The organism is Paenibacillus dendritiformis, from assembly GCF_021654795.1.
Taxonomy (GTDB): Bacteria; Bacillota; Bacilli; order Paenibacillales; family Paenibacillaceae; genus Paenibacillus_B.
In genome coordinates this window covers 3,777,694-3,792,919 of the sequence record NZ_AP025344.1, presented here as the reverse complement: position 1 = coordinate 3,792,919, position 15,226 = coordinate 3,777,694, and the positions used below count along the sequence as shown (strand labels likewise).

Genomic DNA, 15,226 nt, shown 5'->3' with positions numbered 1-15,226 from the left:
CGCAAGGGGTTGGGAGAAGCGGCTAGAACTTATCGATAATCCATCGGCTGATGGTCAAGAGCAAAGCCGTTATTCCGGCCGCCATTAGCGGCCCCACCGGCACGCCCCGCAAGAGAACGATCCCGACCAGAGAACCGGCCACGAGGCCGACGATCATCTGAGGATCATTTTTCAGCAGCTCCAGGCCCCGGCCGTTCATGGATGTGGCGATGGCCCCGCCGGCCAACGCGATAATTCCTGGCCAAGATGTGAGCGTGCTCCATAGATGTTCGGCCGTGATCCGCTCGGCAGCGAAAGGGACAAGGACGGCTATCGTCAGGAACAGCAGTCCCAATTCGAGCCCTCTCCGCTCGATGGCAGGCAGATACCGTTCCAGATGTACGAGCTTGACGATAAGCAGGATGCATGCAGCCGTCGTAATGATCGGGGAACGGCTGACCAGTCCGACAACAATGAGTACAACCAGTACCAATTCGCCATTCATGATTATTGCTCCTCGACAAGAAAAGTTTGTCCGTCCAATTGATCAAAAGGGGACGTCGTGAACATCCTCTATTTACTGTATGAACAAGCCTTCTCTGTTTAGAACAATGAACGTTGCTTATCATGATGAGTCTGGGAGCCCTATGTTGCGAACGGAAGCATCATCTGCTGAACCCACACCGGAACGACCGATACCGTGTCGATGCCGGCGCAGTATTCGACATCCTTGGCATATCCCAGCTTGGCAAGACGCATCCCGCCGGAGCAGCCGAGCAGCGCGGACGTAATGTCTCCTGCATGGTGTCGATAGGCGCTGACGAGAATGCTTCCCAGGTCATTTGTGCGCATCTCCTGTTCCTGGCTGCCAAGCCGGAACAGTTCGGCGACGATAAGACCGGCGCACAGGCCGTCCTCGAAGGCGAATTCATCCTGCATACCGGCGCATAATAACGCAATGTCCTTGCGAAGCTGGTAGGCAATTCGCGCGCATTCCGACGCATTCAGAAAGGCTCCGGCCAAAATAACGTCCGCCTTTGCCGCCTTATGGATCGCCCGCGTTCCGTTCGACGTCGTCAGCACGACACGCTTCCCGTACACGTTCTCGCCAATATATTCGAACGGAGAATTGCCGGCATCGAATCCCGGTATTTTTTTGCAATTGCGCTCCCCTCCCGTAATATCCCCGTCACGGGCAGCCTGCTTGGCCTGCTGCACCGTCTCGACCGGCAGGATGCCGGATGCCCCATGCGCCAGCGCCGTAATGATGGTGCTTGTCGCTCGGAGCACGTCGATGACGATGACCGTCCGGTTCGCCAGCTCAATCGATCTGGCTTCATTGACGCTAGCTATGACATCGACCTGCATCGTTGCTCCCCCCTTACTCTCTCTCCGGCTTCGCCTCGGCGATGCCGTTAGAACACGGCTCTACTTCACCGTGTCCAGCAAATGGCCCATCGTATCGGAACGCAATCCCCGCCGCAGCGCCTCGCAAGCGATAATGTCATCCGGCGCGATATTGCCGAGATTGGCTTGCGGTCCGAGCGTTTGGAGAATCGCGGTCTGCTGATCCTTCCGCGGAGCCTCCCACATGAGCCGGTGCGGAGAATGAACCGCTTCGGCAATCATCAACACCATTTCCGTATCGCAGCCCCCGCGTTCGTCATATACGCCAACGCCTGCTCCCGATTCCCTGCCTTCAAGCGTCATCCATTCGGCGCCATGCGCAATATCTTCATTGAACGCTTCCAGCACGTCGTCCCAGATGAAGGTGGAGCCGGCCGCTTTCTTCCCGTATTCGGAGCAGACGAAGAACCCTTCGTCGCGGGCGCGCTGGATCAGGTCATTCCGCTTCTCCCGGGGCAGCGCGATCGTCCCGTCGGATACTTCGATTCCAGTGAAGCCCATTTCTTTCATCATATGAAAAAATGGTTCGACCATGCCTTTGGCGACGGCATATTCGAGAAATGTTCCCCCTGGCATCACCGTAATCTCATACTGCCGCGCCGTGTCAAGCTTCCATAACAATATCGGGGCCGGCGTAACCGCAGCCGTGCCAAAGCCCAGCTTAATGATATCGATATGCTCATGAGCTGAAGAGAGCAGATCGGCAAATGCGTTTGCTCCCAAGCCTTTGTCCATTACCATCGTCAATCCGGTTGTTCTCGGCTTGCGGGTTCGTACTCCGCTCGGATCCACCATGGCTCTAGGCCATTGTTCGATTTGAGGTTCGGATAGACTCATCGCATAATCCCCTTCATGTCCCCAGATTAGTCGAATCATGCAAGCAATATATGCGCCCGCCTGCCGACAGGTGCCTACCAGGGCGGGGAGACTGCGATTGGGGAGGAGGTGGTCAAGGTATCGAAGAATCGAAGGGACGAGCATGAATGGTACGGTTCCGCGCATACAATGGTCAATATACGGAAAAGGACAGGCTGCATCATGCCTGCGTGTGCCGGAGATCACGGTGAATCCGGATCCGCCCATACGATTCCCTCGGAGCGAAAGGAGGTGCGAAATTGTCCGTTGATAAATTTGTCGCCAGTATGTCAGGCCTCCGCATTATATCGGGGTGCCTGGAAGTTACCGCGGCTCTCATTATGCTCAAGCTGAATGAACCGGAGAAGGCGCTGGCCGTCAATTCACTGCTTGCGCTTGTCGGTCCGCTCGTTCTCATCGCGACGACGACCATCGGTCTCATCGGCATCGCAGACAAGCTGAACTGGAGCAAGATGGTCTGGATTGCGGCCGGAGTATCCTGCCTGCTTGTCGGCATTTTGAAGAAGTAGGAACCGGGCATTCGGGGCGCCGGGCCCGGCGGGGGCATAAAAAGCGGCGTGGCGCCATACATATAGGGATACAAGCCCAGGTTGTCCGGCTGTCGAATGATGACACGGGAGGGAATGCCAATGGAAGCGCTAAGCTGGTCGGCGGTGCTGCCGCCGATGCTCAAGTCAATCCTGATGGGGCTGCCCGCCGGCACATATCGGGAGCTGGAGGAAATTCGTATCCGCGTAGGACGCCCGCTGGAAATCGGCATCATGGGCGACTTCCAGCTCGTGACGGAGCGGGGGGAGCGTACGGATAATCCGAACGCTGCCTATCGCCCTAGCCGGGAGGATGGGCATCAGCTGCTCGATCTGATAACGAATCATTCATTGTACACGATGGAGGAAGAATTGCGCCGCGGATTCGTCACGATTCCGGGCGGACACCGGATTGGCCTCGCCGGCCGCACGGTGCTTGCGCAAGGCCGGGTAAGCCATCTGCGGGAGATAACGGGCTTCAATCTGAGGATTGCGCGGGAGGTGCACGGCATCGCGGCTTCGGTAATGCCGATGCTGCTTGATTTCAAGCATGCGCATGTTCATCATACGCTGATCGTGTCGCCTCCGCAGCAGGGCAAGACGACGCTGCTGCGCGACCTGGTGCGGGCGATTGGCAGCGGGTGCTGGCATCATCCCGAAGCGAGGTGGAAGGCGCTCAAGGTAGGCGTCGTAGATGAGCGGTCCGAGATTGCCGGGTGCATCAAGGGCGTGCCGAGCTATGATCTCGGCTATCGGACCGACGTAATGGACGGGTGCCCCAAGGCGGAAGGGATGATGATGTTCATCCGTTCCATGTCGCCCGACGTGCTTGCCGTGGACGAGATGGGACGGGAGGAGGATGTGCAGGCGATGAGGGAGGCGATGCATGCCGGCGTTCGCCTGATGGCCACCGCGCATGCGGAGGATATGGACGATCTGCTGCGCCGCCCCGGCATCCGGCAGCTGCTCGAGGAAGGGGCCTTCCGCCGCATCGTCACGCTCCGGCGGGTCAAAAGGGAATGGCAGCGCAAAGTATACGACGAGAAGGGCAGAGTGCTGCAGAAGCCCGTGCTGCCGGCGGAAGGGAGGCGGCCGGAATGTTCAAGCTCCTCGGATCGGCACTCCTGATCGCCGCCGCAGCCAGCATCGGCTGGCTCAAGGCCGCTTCCTACGCAGCGCGGCCGAAGCAGCTCCGCCTGCTCAACCATGCGCTTCAACGGCTTGAGACGGCCATCATGTACGGCCATACGCCGCTTGCGGCGGCCTTCGCCGAGATTAGCCGTCAGCTGCCGCCTCCGCTGCGCGCGGTCTTCGCCGATGCGGCGCAAGCGATGGACGCCGCGGATGCGGTCCCGCTCACCGCCCGCGAAGCGTGGCAGCTGTCTTGGGAGCGGCATCGCGGGAATGCGGCGCTGGCGAACGAAGACCTGCGCATTCTGCTTGAATTGGGCTACAGCCTCGGCATCAGCGATCGCGACGATCAGCGCAAGCATATCCGCCATGCGATCAAGCAGCTGGAGCAGGAAGAATTCGTGGCCCGCGAGGAATACCAGCGGTATGGCACGATGTGCCGCAGTCTCGGCGTATTGAGCGGCTTGTTGGCCGTTATCTTGATGTATTGAGGTGCCAGGAAATGAATGTGGATGTCAGCGCCATTTTCCAAATCGCCGGGATCGGCATTATCGTGGCCATGATACATACCGTGCTCAAGCAAATGGGCAAGGAGGACATGGCGCACTGGGTGACGGTCATCGGCTTCGTCGTTGTCCTGTTCATGGTCGTCCGTCTGCTGGATCATCTCTTTCAAGAGATTCGGACCATCTTTTTGTTCCAATGATTGAAGTTGACTAGCGCGGCAAGTCCGCATTATCCGGGTAGGTGGTTGCCGTGGAAATCATACAGGTGGTCGGTCTCGGCTTGATTGCCGCCATCCTTGTGCTGGTGGTCAAAGAACAGAAGCCGATGTTCGCCTTTCTGATCTCGGCCGTGACCGGAGTTATTATTTTCATATTTCTTATCGGCAAAATCGATATCGTCATTCACGTGCTGGAGGATCTGGCGGATCGATCCGGGATTCAGCCGGTCTACCTGAAGACGATTCTGAAGATTATCGGAATCGCTTATATAGCCGAATTCGGCGCCCAGGTGGTGAGGGACGCCGGCCAGGAGGGCATCGCCTCGAAGATAGAGCTGGGGGGCAAGGTGCTCATCATGGTGCTGGCGGTTCCGATCATTAGCGTCATTATCGAGACCGTAATGAGATTGCTGCCAACATAAGGTGGAGAGGGAATGAATCGATTACGACGGATAGACAAGCCGCCGCGGAAGAGAATGCGCATCTGGGCCCCGGCCCTGCTGTGCTTCCTGTTCGCCTTCATCGGGTCCGGGTACGCGTCCCCCGAGTCCCTTCAAGGGGATACGGGGAATTCCCGCGTGCAGGCGGTGACCGAGCAGTGGGGCCGCGAGCAGGCGGACAAGCTCGATACGGGGGATGTCGAGCGCTATTGGAACGAACTGCTGGGGAAATACAGCGGCTTTTTTCCGAGAGACTCGCTGCCCGACTTCGCCGATCTGCTGCTGCCCGGAGGAGAGAAGCTCACGACCGGGGCGGTGCTGCAGGCGCTCGGCAAGTTCCTGCTGCAGGAAGTGATCCTGAACGGCAAGCTCATTCTGACCATCGTCATTCTGGCCGTATTCAGCATGGTGCTGGAGACGCTGCAATCGGCGTTCGAACGGAATGCGGTCAGCAAGATCGCCTATGCCGTCTCTTATATGGTCATCATTATTTTGGCCATCAACAGCTTCCATGTGGCGATCGGCTATGCGAAGGAAGCGATATCGAGCATGATTCATTTCATGATGGCGATGGTGCCGCTTCTGTTCACGCTGCTGGCTTCGATGGGGAATCTCGTTACCGTCTCGGTCATGCATCCGCTCATCGTCTTCATGGTGCATCTGATCGGAACGCTCATCTATACCGGCGTCTTTCCGCTGCTGTTCTTCTCTACCCTGCTGCATATCGTAAGCGCCTTGTCGGACAAGTACAAAGTCACTCAACTGGCCAATCTGCTGCGCAATATCAGCATCGGCCTGCTGGGCGTCCTCCTGACCGTCTTCCTGGGTGTCATCTCCGTGCAGGGCGCCACAAGCTCGGTTACCGACGGGGTGACGGTCCGGACGGCGAAGTATATTACGGGCAATTTCGTGCCTGTCGTCGGACGCGTTTTCTCGGATGCCGCCGATACGGTTATATCCGCCTCGCTGCTCGTCAAGAACGCGGTCGGCTTGAGCGGGGTCGTGATCCTGCTGTTCATCTGCGCGTTCCCGGCGCTGAAGATCGTGACGCTGGCGCTCATTTACAACGTCTCCTCCGCCATCATGCAACCGCTTGGCGACACGCCGGCAGCCGAATGCCTCAAGACGGTCGGCAAAAGCATGATCTACGTCTTCGCGGCGCTTGCGGCCGTCGGCCTGATGTTCTTCCTGGCCATTACGATACTGCTGACGGCAGGCAATGTCGCCGTCATGATGAGGTAGACCGCGAGAGAAGGGAGGCAGGGGTATGCAATGGTTCAGTCAATGGCTTAAAGAGATCATCATGGTGATTTTGCTGGCCGCCTTCATCGACCTGCTGCTGCCGAACCGTTCGATGCAGCGCTACGTCAAGCTGATGCTCAGCCTGATTATTCTGCTCACCCTGCTGTCTCCGGTACTGCGCCTGTTCGACTCCAACGTGACGGCGGAGCTTGCCCGCGAATGGGATACGCTGCTGACCGCTTCCTCCGCCAACCGTCCCGAAGGGAAGTCGCTGGAGCAGATCCGGCGGGAAGGGGAGCGGCTGGCCCGCGCACGCGAGCGGGAGGCGCTCCGGCTGGCCGGAGCGCAGATGGAAGCCAGCATGAAGGAGCAGATTAACCGGGCGCTGCTCCAGGCGGAGGCCGCCGGCTCCAACGGGGGCGCGGCCGTGCAGGTGGCGGCCGTGCAGGTTACGCTGACGCATGACGCCAGACAGGGGCCGCCAGCGATTGAGCGAATCGCGCTTACCCTGGAGGAGGCGCCGGCGACCGCGCGGCCGGAAGCCCCTGAGAGCGGCGGCCCGCTCGATCCGGCTCCGGTCGCGGCTGTCGAGCCGGTTCGGATCGAGCCGATCGGGGCCGGAAGTCCGCCGCCGGAGGCGCCGGACGGCGCGCCGGTCTCCGGCACGGGAAGCGGGGAGCTCCTGCGCATGGAGGCAGCCGCCGTCGGAGCGCTGACCTCCGCCTGGCTCGTGAAGCCCGAGCAGATTGCGGTGTCATGGTCGCGGGAGCGCCCCTTCCCGGCCGGCGCCTACAAAAGATAAACGGGAACCAGCCCGCGCAAAAAAAATGCGGACAAACCGTCATAAAATCGCCGCACGCGCGTATAGGTGAAAATAGGACAAGTGAGAGCAGGTCCATACTACGCAAAGGCGGTCGATAGCGTTGGCGAAATGGTTGCAGCAGATTGAACAGTGGATCGGCAAGGGCTCGAACGGTTCCAAGCGAATCAAAGCGTTCCGCTGGCTGCTTCTTCTCGGCTTGACCGGCGCGGCGCTCCTCTTGTACGGCACGTTCCAGTCCGGGGGCGGGGGATGGCCGAAGGGCACAAGCAATGTCGGCCGCGAACCGCCGGCGGTAGGCGTCTTTGACGGCGCGGAGCAGAATGCGGCCGCTGCTTCGGCTGCGCCGGGCTCCTTCGAGTCGGTGGAGATGACATTCGAAGCCCGGGTCAAGTCCATTTTGGAGGAAATTGTCGGGGTAGGACAAGTCGATGTGTTGGTCACGATTGACTCGACGGAAGAGATTGTCATCCAGCGCAATTACAAGGACAACCAGCAGTTGACGGACGAGACCGACGCGAACGGGGGCAAGCGGCATACGACGCAGCATACCCGGGATGGAGAGATTGTGATGTACGAATCTTCCGGGGGCAAGACGCCGATTGTGACCAAGCGCATCAAGCCGAAGGTTCGCGGCGTTGTCGTCGTCGCCAAAGGGGCGGAGAACGCCGTCGTCAAGTCGCTCATCGTCGATGCGGTCGAGAAAGGGCTGAATGTGCCGGCCTATCGAATCTCCGTCGTGCCGCGCAAAATCGCCGAGTAGCAAATCAACCTGCATAATGCATGAATCGTGAAGGAGGAGAAAAAGACGATGAATACGAAAAGACAAACGATATGGCTGGTATCGATGCTTAGCTTGATGGTGGTGCTGTCCGCTTATTATTTGTTCACGGAGGACACGCCGAAAGCCCCTGAAATGGCGGCCGAGCAGCAGCAGCTGAAGGGCGATGCGACGGAAGCGGCCCAGCTCCCGCAAGTGGAAGTGACCGAAGTGTCCGTAGGGGAGGACGCGCAGGCCAAGGCGGCAGGGAACGGAGCGCCCGCCTCGGAGCAAGGACAGCAAGGGGCCGGCTCTGCGGTCAACGCCGAGGGCGGACAGCCAGGTCAGGATGCGGCGGCGCCAGAGGCGACTCCGGAGGAGAAAGAGCAGGCGATGCTCGATCAAGTCGTGGCCGAAGGCGTCATGAAGCGAAGCGCGATCGAGCAGAAGCAGATGGAGCGCAACGAGCAATACCAGCAGGAGCTGGAAAAGCTGATGGGCATGATCAATGACGGCAAGACGACGGGCGATAAGCTGGCGCAAGCCTATGAAGATATGAACCAATTGGAAGAGCGTGAGGTAAAAATATCCAATCTGGAAACCGAGCTGCAAAAGAACTACAACAACGCGGTCATCACCCAGGAGGACGACCGGTTCACCGTCGTCGTGCAAAGCAACAAGATGGAGGTGTCCGAAGCGGTGGACATCATATCGAAAATGATGAAAGAGCTGAATGTAACGCAGGACAAGGTAAGCGTGCAGTACGTCTCCGAATAATGCGGCGTTGTCGGAACTGGCCCGGTCTAAAACTGGGCTCTTTCCATTTGAGACGATTATGATATAATACATACGTCGTAGATTGTCCGCCTGATAACATAATCTACTTGCTCATACATATCGTCTCAAGGAGTGATTCAAGTTGTTCAAAATAAGCGAAATCAAGGAACTGATCAAGCTCCTGGACCAGACATCCGTACATGAACTGGAAATAGAGAACGAAGGCTGCCGCATCGCGATCCGGAAGCCTGGCAAGACTGAGGTGTTCAATGTACAGACATCGGCCGCGCCGCTTGCATACCCAGCTCCGGCCCCGGCAGCGGCGGCTGCTCCATCGGAAGCGGCGGCTCCAGCGGCTGAGCCTCAGCCGGAGAAGAAGGAAGAGCAAGCGGGCTTGGTCCGCATCGTCTCCCCGATGGTCGGCACCTTCTACAGCGCGCCTTCGCCGGAATCGCCGCCGTATGTCAAGGTGGGCGACAAGATCAACGAGAAATCGGTTGTGTGCATTCTGGAAGCGATGAAATTGATGAACGAGCTGGAAGCCGAGGTCAAGGGCGAGATTGTCGAGGTGCTAGCCACGAACGGCCAATTGGTCGAATTCGGCCAGCCGTTATTCCTGGTGAAGCCAGAATGACGTGTTCCGTCATTCCATTACGATGCCCAGCCAAGGAGGTCCAAGGATGAAGTTCCATAAGATTTTAATCGCTAACCGCGGCGAGATAGCCGTTCGCATCATTCGCGCCTGCCGCGAGCTCGGCATTGCGACGGTCGCTGTCTATTCGGAAGCGGACAGGGAAGCGCTGCATGTGCGTCTTGCCGACGAAGCTTATTGCATCGGGCCCACCGCGTCCAAGGACAGCTATTTGAACTTTACGAATCTGATGAGTGTCGCCACGTTGACGGAATGCGACGCCGTACATCCGGGGTACGGGTTCCTGGCGGAAAATGCGGACTTCGCGGAGATCTGCGAATCGTGCGGCATTACATTTATCGGCCCGTCTGCCGACGCCATCGAGCGCATGGGCGACAAATCCGTCGCCAAACAGACGATGAAAGACGCCGGCGTTCCGGTTATTCCCGGATCGGACGGATTGGTCGAGGATCTGGATCAGGCGCTTATGATAGCGCGTGATATCGGATATCCTGTCATTATCAAGGCTACCGCGGGCGGCGGAGGCAAAGGAATCCGCATCGCGGAGGACGAAGAAGCCCTGATTAAGCAGATGACGGCCGCTCAGCAGGAAGCCGAGAAAGCGTTCGGCAATGCGGGCGTGTATCTGGAGAAATATTTAACCGGAATGAAGCATGTGGAGATTCAGATCATTGCCGACAAGCATGGCCATGCCGTTCACCTGGGCGAGCGCGACTGTTCCGTGCAGCGCCGCCGCCAGAAGCTGGTCGAGGAAGCGCCATGCCCGGTCTTGACGCCCGACGTCCGCGAGCGGATGGGAGAAGCGGCTGTTCGCGCCGCGCTTGCTGTCGATTACTCCGGTGCCGGCACGTTGGAGTTTCTGCTCGGGCCGGACGGCAGCTTTTACTTTATGGAAATGAATACCCGGATTCAAGTTGAGCACCCGGTAACGGAGATGATTACGGGAATCGATCTCATTCAGGAGATGATTCGCGTGGCTCAAGGCGAACCTTTATCCTTCCGTCAAGAGGATGTCGTCATTGACGGATGGGCTATAGAGTGCCGCATTAACGCGGAGGATCCGGCGCGGAACTTCATGCCTTCGGCCGGCCAGATCGGTTTTTATCTGCCGCCGGGCGGATTTGGCGTTCGCGTCGACAGCGCCGCCTACCCAGGCTGCCTGATCTCGCCGCACTATGATTCGATGATTGCCAAGCTCATTGTATGGGCGCCGACGCGCGATGAGGCGATCGACCGCATGAAGCGGGCGTTGGCCGAGTTCGCCATCGAGGGCATTCATACGACAATACCGTTCCATATTCGCCTGCTTGAGCACCCGAAGTTCATCAAGGGCGATTTTGACATTAAGTTTTTGGAAGAATACGAGGTCTGGAAGTCCTAGTTCGGCCGGCGCCGTTTGTCTTGTACATGAGCAAATGGTATAGTTAGGTTAATTATGGACAGGAACTGCCTCTAGTACAAAAAGACGAGGAGAGTGTGACGGATGAATCAGGCAATCGCATCGGAATTTGAGCGCACGGATTTGGGCAACATCCAGATTGCGCCGGAGGTCATTGCAGTTATCGCCGGTCTCGCGACAATCGAGGTTGAAGGCGTAGAAGGCATGAGCGGAGGATTCGCCGGCGGCATCGCGGAGATGCTCGGACGGAAGAACTTGTCCAAAGGCGTAAAGGTAGAAGTAGGACAGCGCGAAGCGGCTGTCGATGTCAACATTATTATTGAATACGGCCATCGCATTCCTACCGTAGCCAGCGAGATTCAGCAAAATGTCAAGCGCTCGATCGAGATGATGACCGGGCTTCATGTCGTGGAAGTGAACGTGCATGTGCATGACGTCCATTTCAAGGCGCAAGAGAAGGTGGAAGAGACGGATCCGGCACGAGTTAAATAAGAGCGATATGGAACCCCCTCCAAGAGGGGGTTTACTGCCATTCAATACGAAATTGTTCAAAGGAGGCAGGCTAGCGTGAGCAAAATTGTGGACAGGTTCTTCCTGTTTATATACAGCTTCGCGATCGGCACGATTGCCATAGCTGTCATTCTTGCCGCTACAGGCTTCATCGCCCAACCGATACGGTTGACGGAGCCGTTCTGGCTGCAGTCGGCGGTCATCGCGACCGCCGCCGTATTGTTTTTGTTGAGCATCCGTTTTTTCTATGTGTCTATCCGGAGAGAGCGTGCTGCGCTGCCTTCGATCGATCAGCGGACAGAGATTGGCGATATCAAGATCTCGATGGAGACGATAGAGAACCTGGCGCTTAAGGCGGCTGGAAGGATACGGGGAGTCAAGGATTTGAAGGCCCGCATTCGCACGAACGATGCCGGGCTGGACATTGTGATCCGGACGGTCGTAGACGGCGAGACATCGATACCCGAGCTGACGGAGGAGGTCCAGCGCCAGGTTCGCGACTATGTGCAGCAAATTACGGGGATTCCGGTCTCATACGTATCCGTGTATGTGGCGAATGTGGTCCAGACGCAGACCTTCAAAGCGCGAGTGGAATAGGTGGTGAGCTTTCCGGATGTGGAATGAATGGTGGGAGAGTCACAGGAATCGCATCATCGGCATCGCGGCTGGGATATTGTTCGGTATCATTTATTTGATCGCCGGATTTTGGGATATGTTATTTTTTGCGCTGCTCGTCTTCATCGGATACAATGTAGGCAGGCAGAAAGATTTGAATCTGGGCCCCATGTTCCCGTGGCGGCGAATCGGATTATGGCTGTCAGAACGGTTTGATAGGTTTAAGTAGTCCTATGGACGCTCCGAACGACTGCTTGACCGCCGGTCTCTTACCGACGGAACAACAATCGGGGCGGTCATAGGATTTTTTGGACTGGGCATGATTCCGGGTGGGCCATGGCAGCCTAGAGAGAAGGAGCCACCTTCGGACGGGAGTGCGAAGTGGCGATTCGGATGCTATATAGATGCAGGAGGAGTATTTTTCATGAAGAGACGCATTGCCAGAGAGATGGCAGTTCAAAGCTTGTATCAGCTGGAAATGACGGACGTGACGCCTGAGCAAGCGGTGGACATGATCGTTTCGGAATCGAATCAAGAAGAGAATGAAATCGGGCTGAAGCCGGAGCATGCGCACGCGATGCATACGCATGTGCTGGAATGGGTGCGCGAGACGTGGAAGAAGCGGGACGAGATCGATACGATCCTGGCCCGTTATTTGAAGGGCTGGCAGGTCGACCGGCTCTCGCGGGTCGATCGTCAGGTGCTGCGCCTCGCCTGCTATGAGATGGCGTTTCGCACCGATGTGCCGCCGAAGGTGGCCATCAACGAAGCGATTATTTTGGCCAAGCATTTCGGCACCGAGGAATCGGGCAAATTCGTGAACGGCGTGCTCGGCCAGATGCTCCGCGATCGCGGCGGCCAGCAGGGCGGAGCGGATGCGGGAGCAGGCGGAAGCCTTCATCGCAATGACGATGAGCCGGCGGATGGAACCGCGATGGAGAGCGACTTGCGGGGATAATCGGCTGCCTAGGGCGAGCTTATATGAACGAATGGAGGAGAGACCATGACAGCGCAACTTTTGAATGGACAAGCATTATCACAGACGATACGCGAAGAAATCAAGCAGCAGGCGGCACGGCTGATCGAGCAAGGAACCCGCCCCGGATTGGCGGTCATCATCGTGGGCGACGACCCGGCTTCCCATGTATATGTGAACAGCAAGCATAAAGCCTGTCTCGAATTGGGGTTCTATTCGGAAGTGCACCGTCTGGCGGAACAGACCTCCCAAAAAGAGCTTCTGGAGCTGGTGGCCCGGCTGAACGGGCAAGCGGCGATTCACGGCATTCTCGTCCAGCTCCCGCTGCCGTCTCATATCGATGAGAAGGCGGTTATTGACGCGATTGCGGTCGAAAAGGATGTCGACGGCTTCCATCCGGTCAGCGTCGGCAATATGGTGCTTGGCGACGAGTCCCTCCTTCCTTGTACGCCGGCCGGCATCATGGAAATGCTTAAGCGCAACGACATTCCGATTGCCGGGAAGCATGCCGTCGTCATCGGCCGCAGCAATATCGTCGGCAAGCCGATCTCGCTGCTCCTGCAGCGCGAGCATGCGACGGTGACGATGTGCCATTCGCGAACGCAGCATATCGAAGAGCTCTCCCGAATGGCGGATATTCTCGTCGTCGCCATCGGCAAGGCGCATTTCGTGAACCGTTCCTTCATTAAGCCGGGAGCCGTCGTGATCGATGTCGGCATGAACCGGCTGGAGAACGGCAAGCTCGTCGGCGATGTAGATACCGATGACGTGAAGGAGCTGTGCTCCTGGATTACACCGGTGCCGCGCGGCGTCGGTCCGATGACGATTACGATGCTGATGTCCAATACGTTGAAGTCGGCCGAACGGTTCCACCGCTTGGCGCACGGTTCGCTTCAGGCGTAGCCGGCGGCAGGCGGGAACCAGGCGGCGGGTTGCGGTCCGCGAACCGGAGGACGGCTCCATCAGAAGCCGCCGCACCGCTGCGGCCGCCAATGTTCATAGGGCAGGAATGTCTCGGGGGAGGAGGCTGCGGAATGGCGAATCAGGCACGGGTTCTGTCCGTTAAGGATCTGAACCGTTATATACGAATGAAGCTGGATGGGGATGCCCGGCTGCAGGATGTCTGGGTGAGAGGCGAAATCTCGAACTTCACCCACCATTCCAGCGGCCATATGTATTTCACGCTGAAGGATGCGGACAGCCGTCTCCGGACGATTATGTTCGCGTCCTATAATCAACGGCTTCCCTTCCGGCCGAAGGAAGGGGCGCGCGTCATCGCCCGCGGCAACGTGACGGTGTATGAGCGCGACGGCCAGTATCAATTCTATGCGCAGCATATGCAGCCCGACGGCATCGGCAGCCTGTATGCGGCGTTTGAGCAGCTGAAGGAGCGCCTCGGAGCGGAAGGGCTGTTCGCGGCCGAGCGGAAGCGGCCGCTGCCCCGTTATCCGAAGAAAATCGGGGTCATCACGTCGCAGACGGGCGCCGCGGTGCGCGATATTATCATTACGCTGCAGCGGCGCCAGCCCGGCGTCCATATCGTACTGTATCCGGTGCTGGTGCAGGGCAACCAGGCCGCTGCCTCAATCGCGGCGGCCATCGAAGCGATGAACCGCCACCAGGAAGCCGATGTGCTGATTGTGGGGCGCGGGGGCGGATCGCTGGAGGAACTGTGGGCCTTCAACGAAGAAATCGTGGCTCGCGCCATCGCCCAATCGGCCATCCCGATTATTTCGGCCGTCGGGCATGAGACGGATTTCACGATTGCGGACTTCGCCGCCGACCTGCGTGCGCCGACGCCGACGGCGGCCGCCGAATTGGCGGTGACGCATCAGGAGGAACTGCGCCAGCATCTTCAGCATGTGGCGGAGCGGATGCGGCACGGCATGCGGCGAACGGTGCAGCAGAGCCAGGAGCGGCTGCTGCGCGCTCAGCGCTCGCCCGTGCTTCGCAAGCCCGAACTGCTGACGGCGAAGCATCAGGAGCGGTATGAACGGCTGCGGGAGCGGCTCGCATACCGGTCGCGCAGCCGCTTCAAGCAAGCGGACGAGCGGTGGAGGGAGCTGCGCGGACGGCTGCGGGAGCAGACGCCGGTGCATCAGGTGCGTTCCGCGCGGGAGCGGCTGAATGGCATCGAACGCCAGCTTCACCGCGCGATGGCGATGCAGATGAATGAGCGGCGGCTGAAGCTCGGCGCCCATCTGAAGCATCTCGACGCCTTGAGCCCGTTGAAGATAATGGCGCGCGGGTACAGCCTCGTGTATGATGAGCGGGAGGAGAACATTATCCGCACGATTAGAGATGTGCAACTGGGAGACGTCGTGCGCGTGAAGCTGAACGACGGGCAGCTCGATTGCCACGTCTGGTCGATGAAAGGAGACAGCGATTGAT

At 58.4% G+C, this 15,226-nt stretch carries 20 protein-coding genes; 17 read left to right on the top strand and 3 right to left on the bottom strand.

The features are described from left to right. Positions 1–22 precede the first annotated feature (22 nt). From L6439_RS16865 to comA, 3 genes are all read right to left on the bottom strand, one after another. Entirely contained in the window at positions 23–484 is a 462-nt protein-coding gene (locus L6439_RS16865) for a DUF441 domain-containing protein (protein WP_168181747.1), read from the bottom strand. A gap of 140 nt (positions 485–624) precedes the next feature. Next, positions 625–1,347, bottom strand: coding sequence for a 2-phosphosulfolactate phosphatase (locus tag L6439_RS16860; protein WP_168181748.1), 723 nt, complete (start codon positions 1,345–1,347; stop codon positions 625–627). A 60-nt stretch (positions 1,348–1,407) separates the two neighbouring features. Continuing rightward, positions 1,408–2,223, bottom strand: a complete 816-nt coding sequence (gene comA, locus L6439_RS16855; RefSeq protein WP_213468189.1) for a phosphosulfolactate synthase — start codon at positions 2,221–2,223, stop codon at positions 1,408–1,410. A gap of 278 nt (positions 2,224–2,501) precedes the next feature. Here comA and L6439_RS16850 point away from each other — a divergent pair, with 278 nt between their 5' ends. The 17 genes from L6439_RS16850 (at position 2,502) to xseA (ending at position 15,225) form a co-directional block, all read left to right on the top strand. Then, positions 2,502–2,771 carry a YqhV family protein gene (locus L6439_RS16850; protein WP_172879089.1) on the top strand — a complete coding sequence of 90 codons (270 nt, stop codon included), beginning with the start codon at positions 2,502–2,504 and terminating at the stop codon, positions 2,769–2,771. 120 nt (positions 2,772–2,891) lie between these two features. Then, a complete protein-coding gene (gene spoIIIAA / locus L6439_RS16845) occupies positions 2,892–3,917 on the top strand; it encodes a stage III sporulation protein AA (protein ID WP_168181750.1) in 1,026 nt (341 codons plus the stop codon). Then, a complete protein-coding gene (gene spoIIIAB / locus L6439_RS16840) occupies positions 3,887–4,411 on the top strand; it encodes a stage III sporulation protein SpoIIIAB (RefSeq protein WP_168181751.1) in 525 nt (174 codons plus the stop codon). The genes spoIIIAA and spoIIIAB overlap by 31 nt, the downstream gene beginning before the upstream one ends. An 11-nt stretch (positions 4,412–4,422) precedes the next feature. Beyond that, positions 4,423–4,626, top strand: coding sequence for a stage III sporulation protein AC (spoIIIAC, locus tag L6439_RS16835; RefSeq protein WP_006676747.1), 204 nt, complete (start codon positions 4,423–4,425; stop codon positions 4,624–4,626). A gap of 50 nt (positions 4,627–4,676) precedes the next feature. Beyond that, entirely contained in the window at positions 4,677–5,066 is a 390-nt protein-coding gene (gene spoIIIAD / locus L6439_RS16830; RefSeq protein WP_168181752.1) for a stage III sporulation protein AD, read from the top strand. Positions 5,067–5,078: 12 nt separating this feature from the next. Continuing rightward, entirely contained in the window at positions 5,079–6,326 is a 1,248-nt protein-coding gene (spoIIIAE, locus tag L6439_RS16825) for a stage III sporulation protein AE (protein WP_213468190.1), read from the top strand. A gap of 25 nt (positions 6,327–6,351) precedes the next feature. Then, positions 6,352–7,128, top strand: a complete 777-nt coding sequence (spoIIIAF, locus tag L6439_RS16820; RefSeq protein WP_213468191.1) for a stage III sporulation protein AF — start codon at positions 6,352–6,354, stop codon at positions 7,126–7,128. A gap of 121 nt (positions 7,129–7,249) precedes the next feature. Beyond that, complete coding sequence (gene spoIIIAG, locus L6439_RS16815; RefSeq protein WP_168178003.1) at positions 7,250–7,909, top strand: stage III sporulation protein AG; 660 nt, start codon at positions 7,250–7,252, stop codon at positions 7,907–7,909. Positions 7,910–7,957: 48 nt separating this feature from the next. Further along, positions 7,958–8,683, top strand: a complete 726-nt coding sequence (locus L6439_RS16810; RefSeq protein WP_168178004.1) for a SpoIIIAH-like family protein — start codon at positions 7,958–7,960, stop codon at positions 8,681–8,683. Positions 8,684–8,825: 142 nt separating this feature from the next. After that, positions 8,826–9,317 (top strand): acetyl-CoA carboxylase biotin carboxyl carrier protein, encoded by a 492-nt coding sequence (gene accB / locus L6439_RS16805; protein WP_168178005.1) that lies wholly within the window; start codon positions 8,826–8,828, stop codon positions 9,315–9,317. A gap of 46 nt (positions 9,318–9,363) precedes the next feature. Next, positions 9,364–10,716 (top strand): acetyl-CoA carboxylase biotin carboxylase subunit, encoded by a 1,353-nt coding sequence (accC, locus tag L6439_RS16800; protein ID WP_213468192.1) that lies wholly within the window; start codon positions 9,364–9,366, stop codon positions 10,714–10,716. Positions 10,717–10,818: 102 nt separating this feature from the next. Beyond that, positions 10,819–11,226 carry an Asp23/Gls24 family envelope stress response protein gene (locus L6439_RS16795; RefSeq protein WP_168178007.1) on the top strand — a complete coding sequence of 136 codons (408 nt, stop codon included), beginning with the start codon at positions 10,819–10,821 and terminating at the stop codon, positions 11,224–11,226. A 75-nt stretch (positions 11,227–11,301) separates the two neighbouring features. Next, positions 11,302–11,841, top strand: coding sequence for an alkaline shock response membrane anchor protein AmaP (amaP, locus tag L6439_RS16790; protein WP_213468193.1), 540 nt, complete (start codon positions 11,302–11,304; stop codon positions 11,839–11,841). A 16-nt stretch (positions 11,842–11,857) separates the two neighbouring features. Further along, positions 11,858–12,088, top strand: a complete 231-nt coding sequence (locus tag L6439_RS16785; protein WP_168178009.1) for a DUF2273 domain-containing protein — start codon at positions 11,858–11,860, stop codon at positions 12,086–12,088. Between the two features lie 195 nt (positions 12,089–12,283). Then, positions 12,284–12,817, top strand: a complete 534-nt coding sequence (nusB, locus tag L6439_RS16780) for a transcription antitermination factor NusB (protein WP_168178010.1) — start codon at positions 12,284–12,286, stop codon at positions 12,815–12,817. A 45-nt stretch (positions 12,818–12,862) separates the two neighbouring features. Beyond that, positions 12,863–13,738: a bifunctional methylenetetrahydrofolate dehydrogenase/methenyltetrahydrofolate cyclohydrolase FolD gene (folD, locus tag L6439_RS16775; RefSeq protein WP_168178011.1), complete on the top strand. Its 876-nt coding sequence runs from the start codon at positions 12,863–12,865 to the stop codon at positions 13,736–13,738. Positions 13,739–13,869: 131 nt separating this feature from the next. Further along, positions 13,870–15,225 (top strand): exodeoxyribonuclease VII large subunit, encoded by a 1,356-nt coding sequence (gene xseA / locus L6439_RS16770; protein WP_168178012.1) that lies wholly within the window; start codon positions 13,870–13,872, stop codon positions 15,223–15,225. Position 15,226 lies beyond the last annotated feature (1 nt).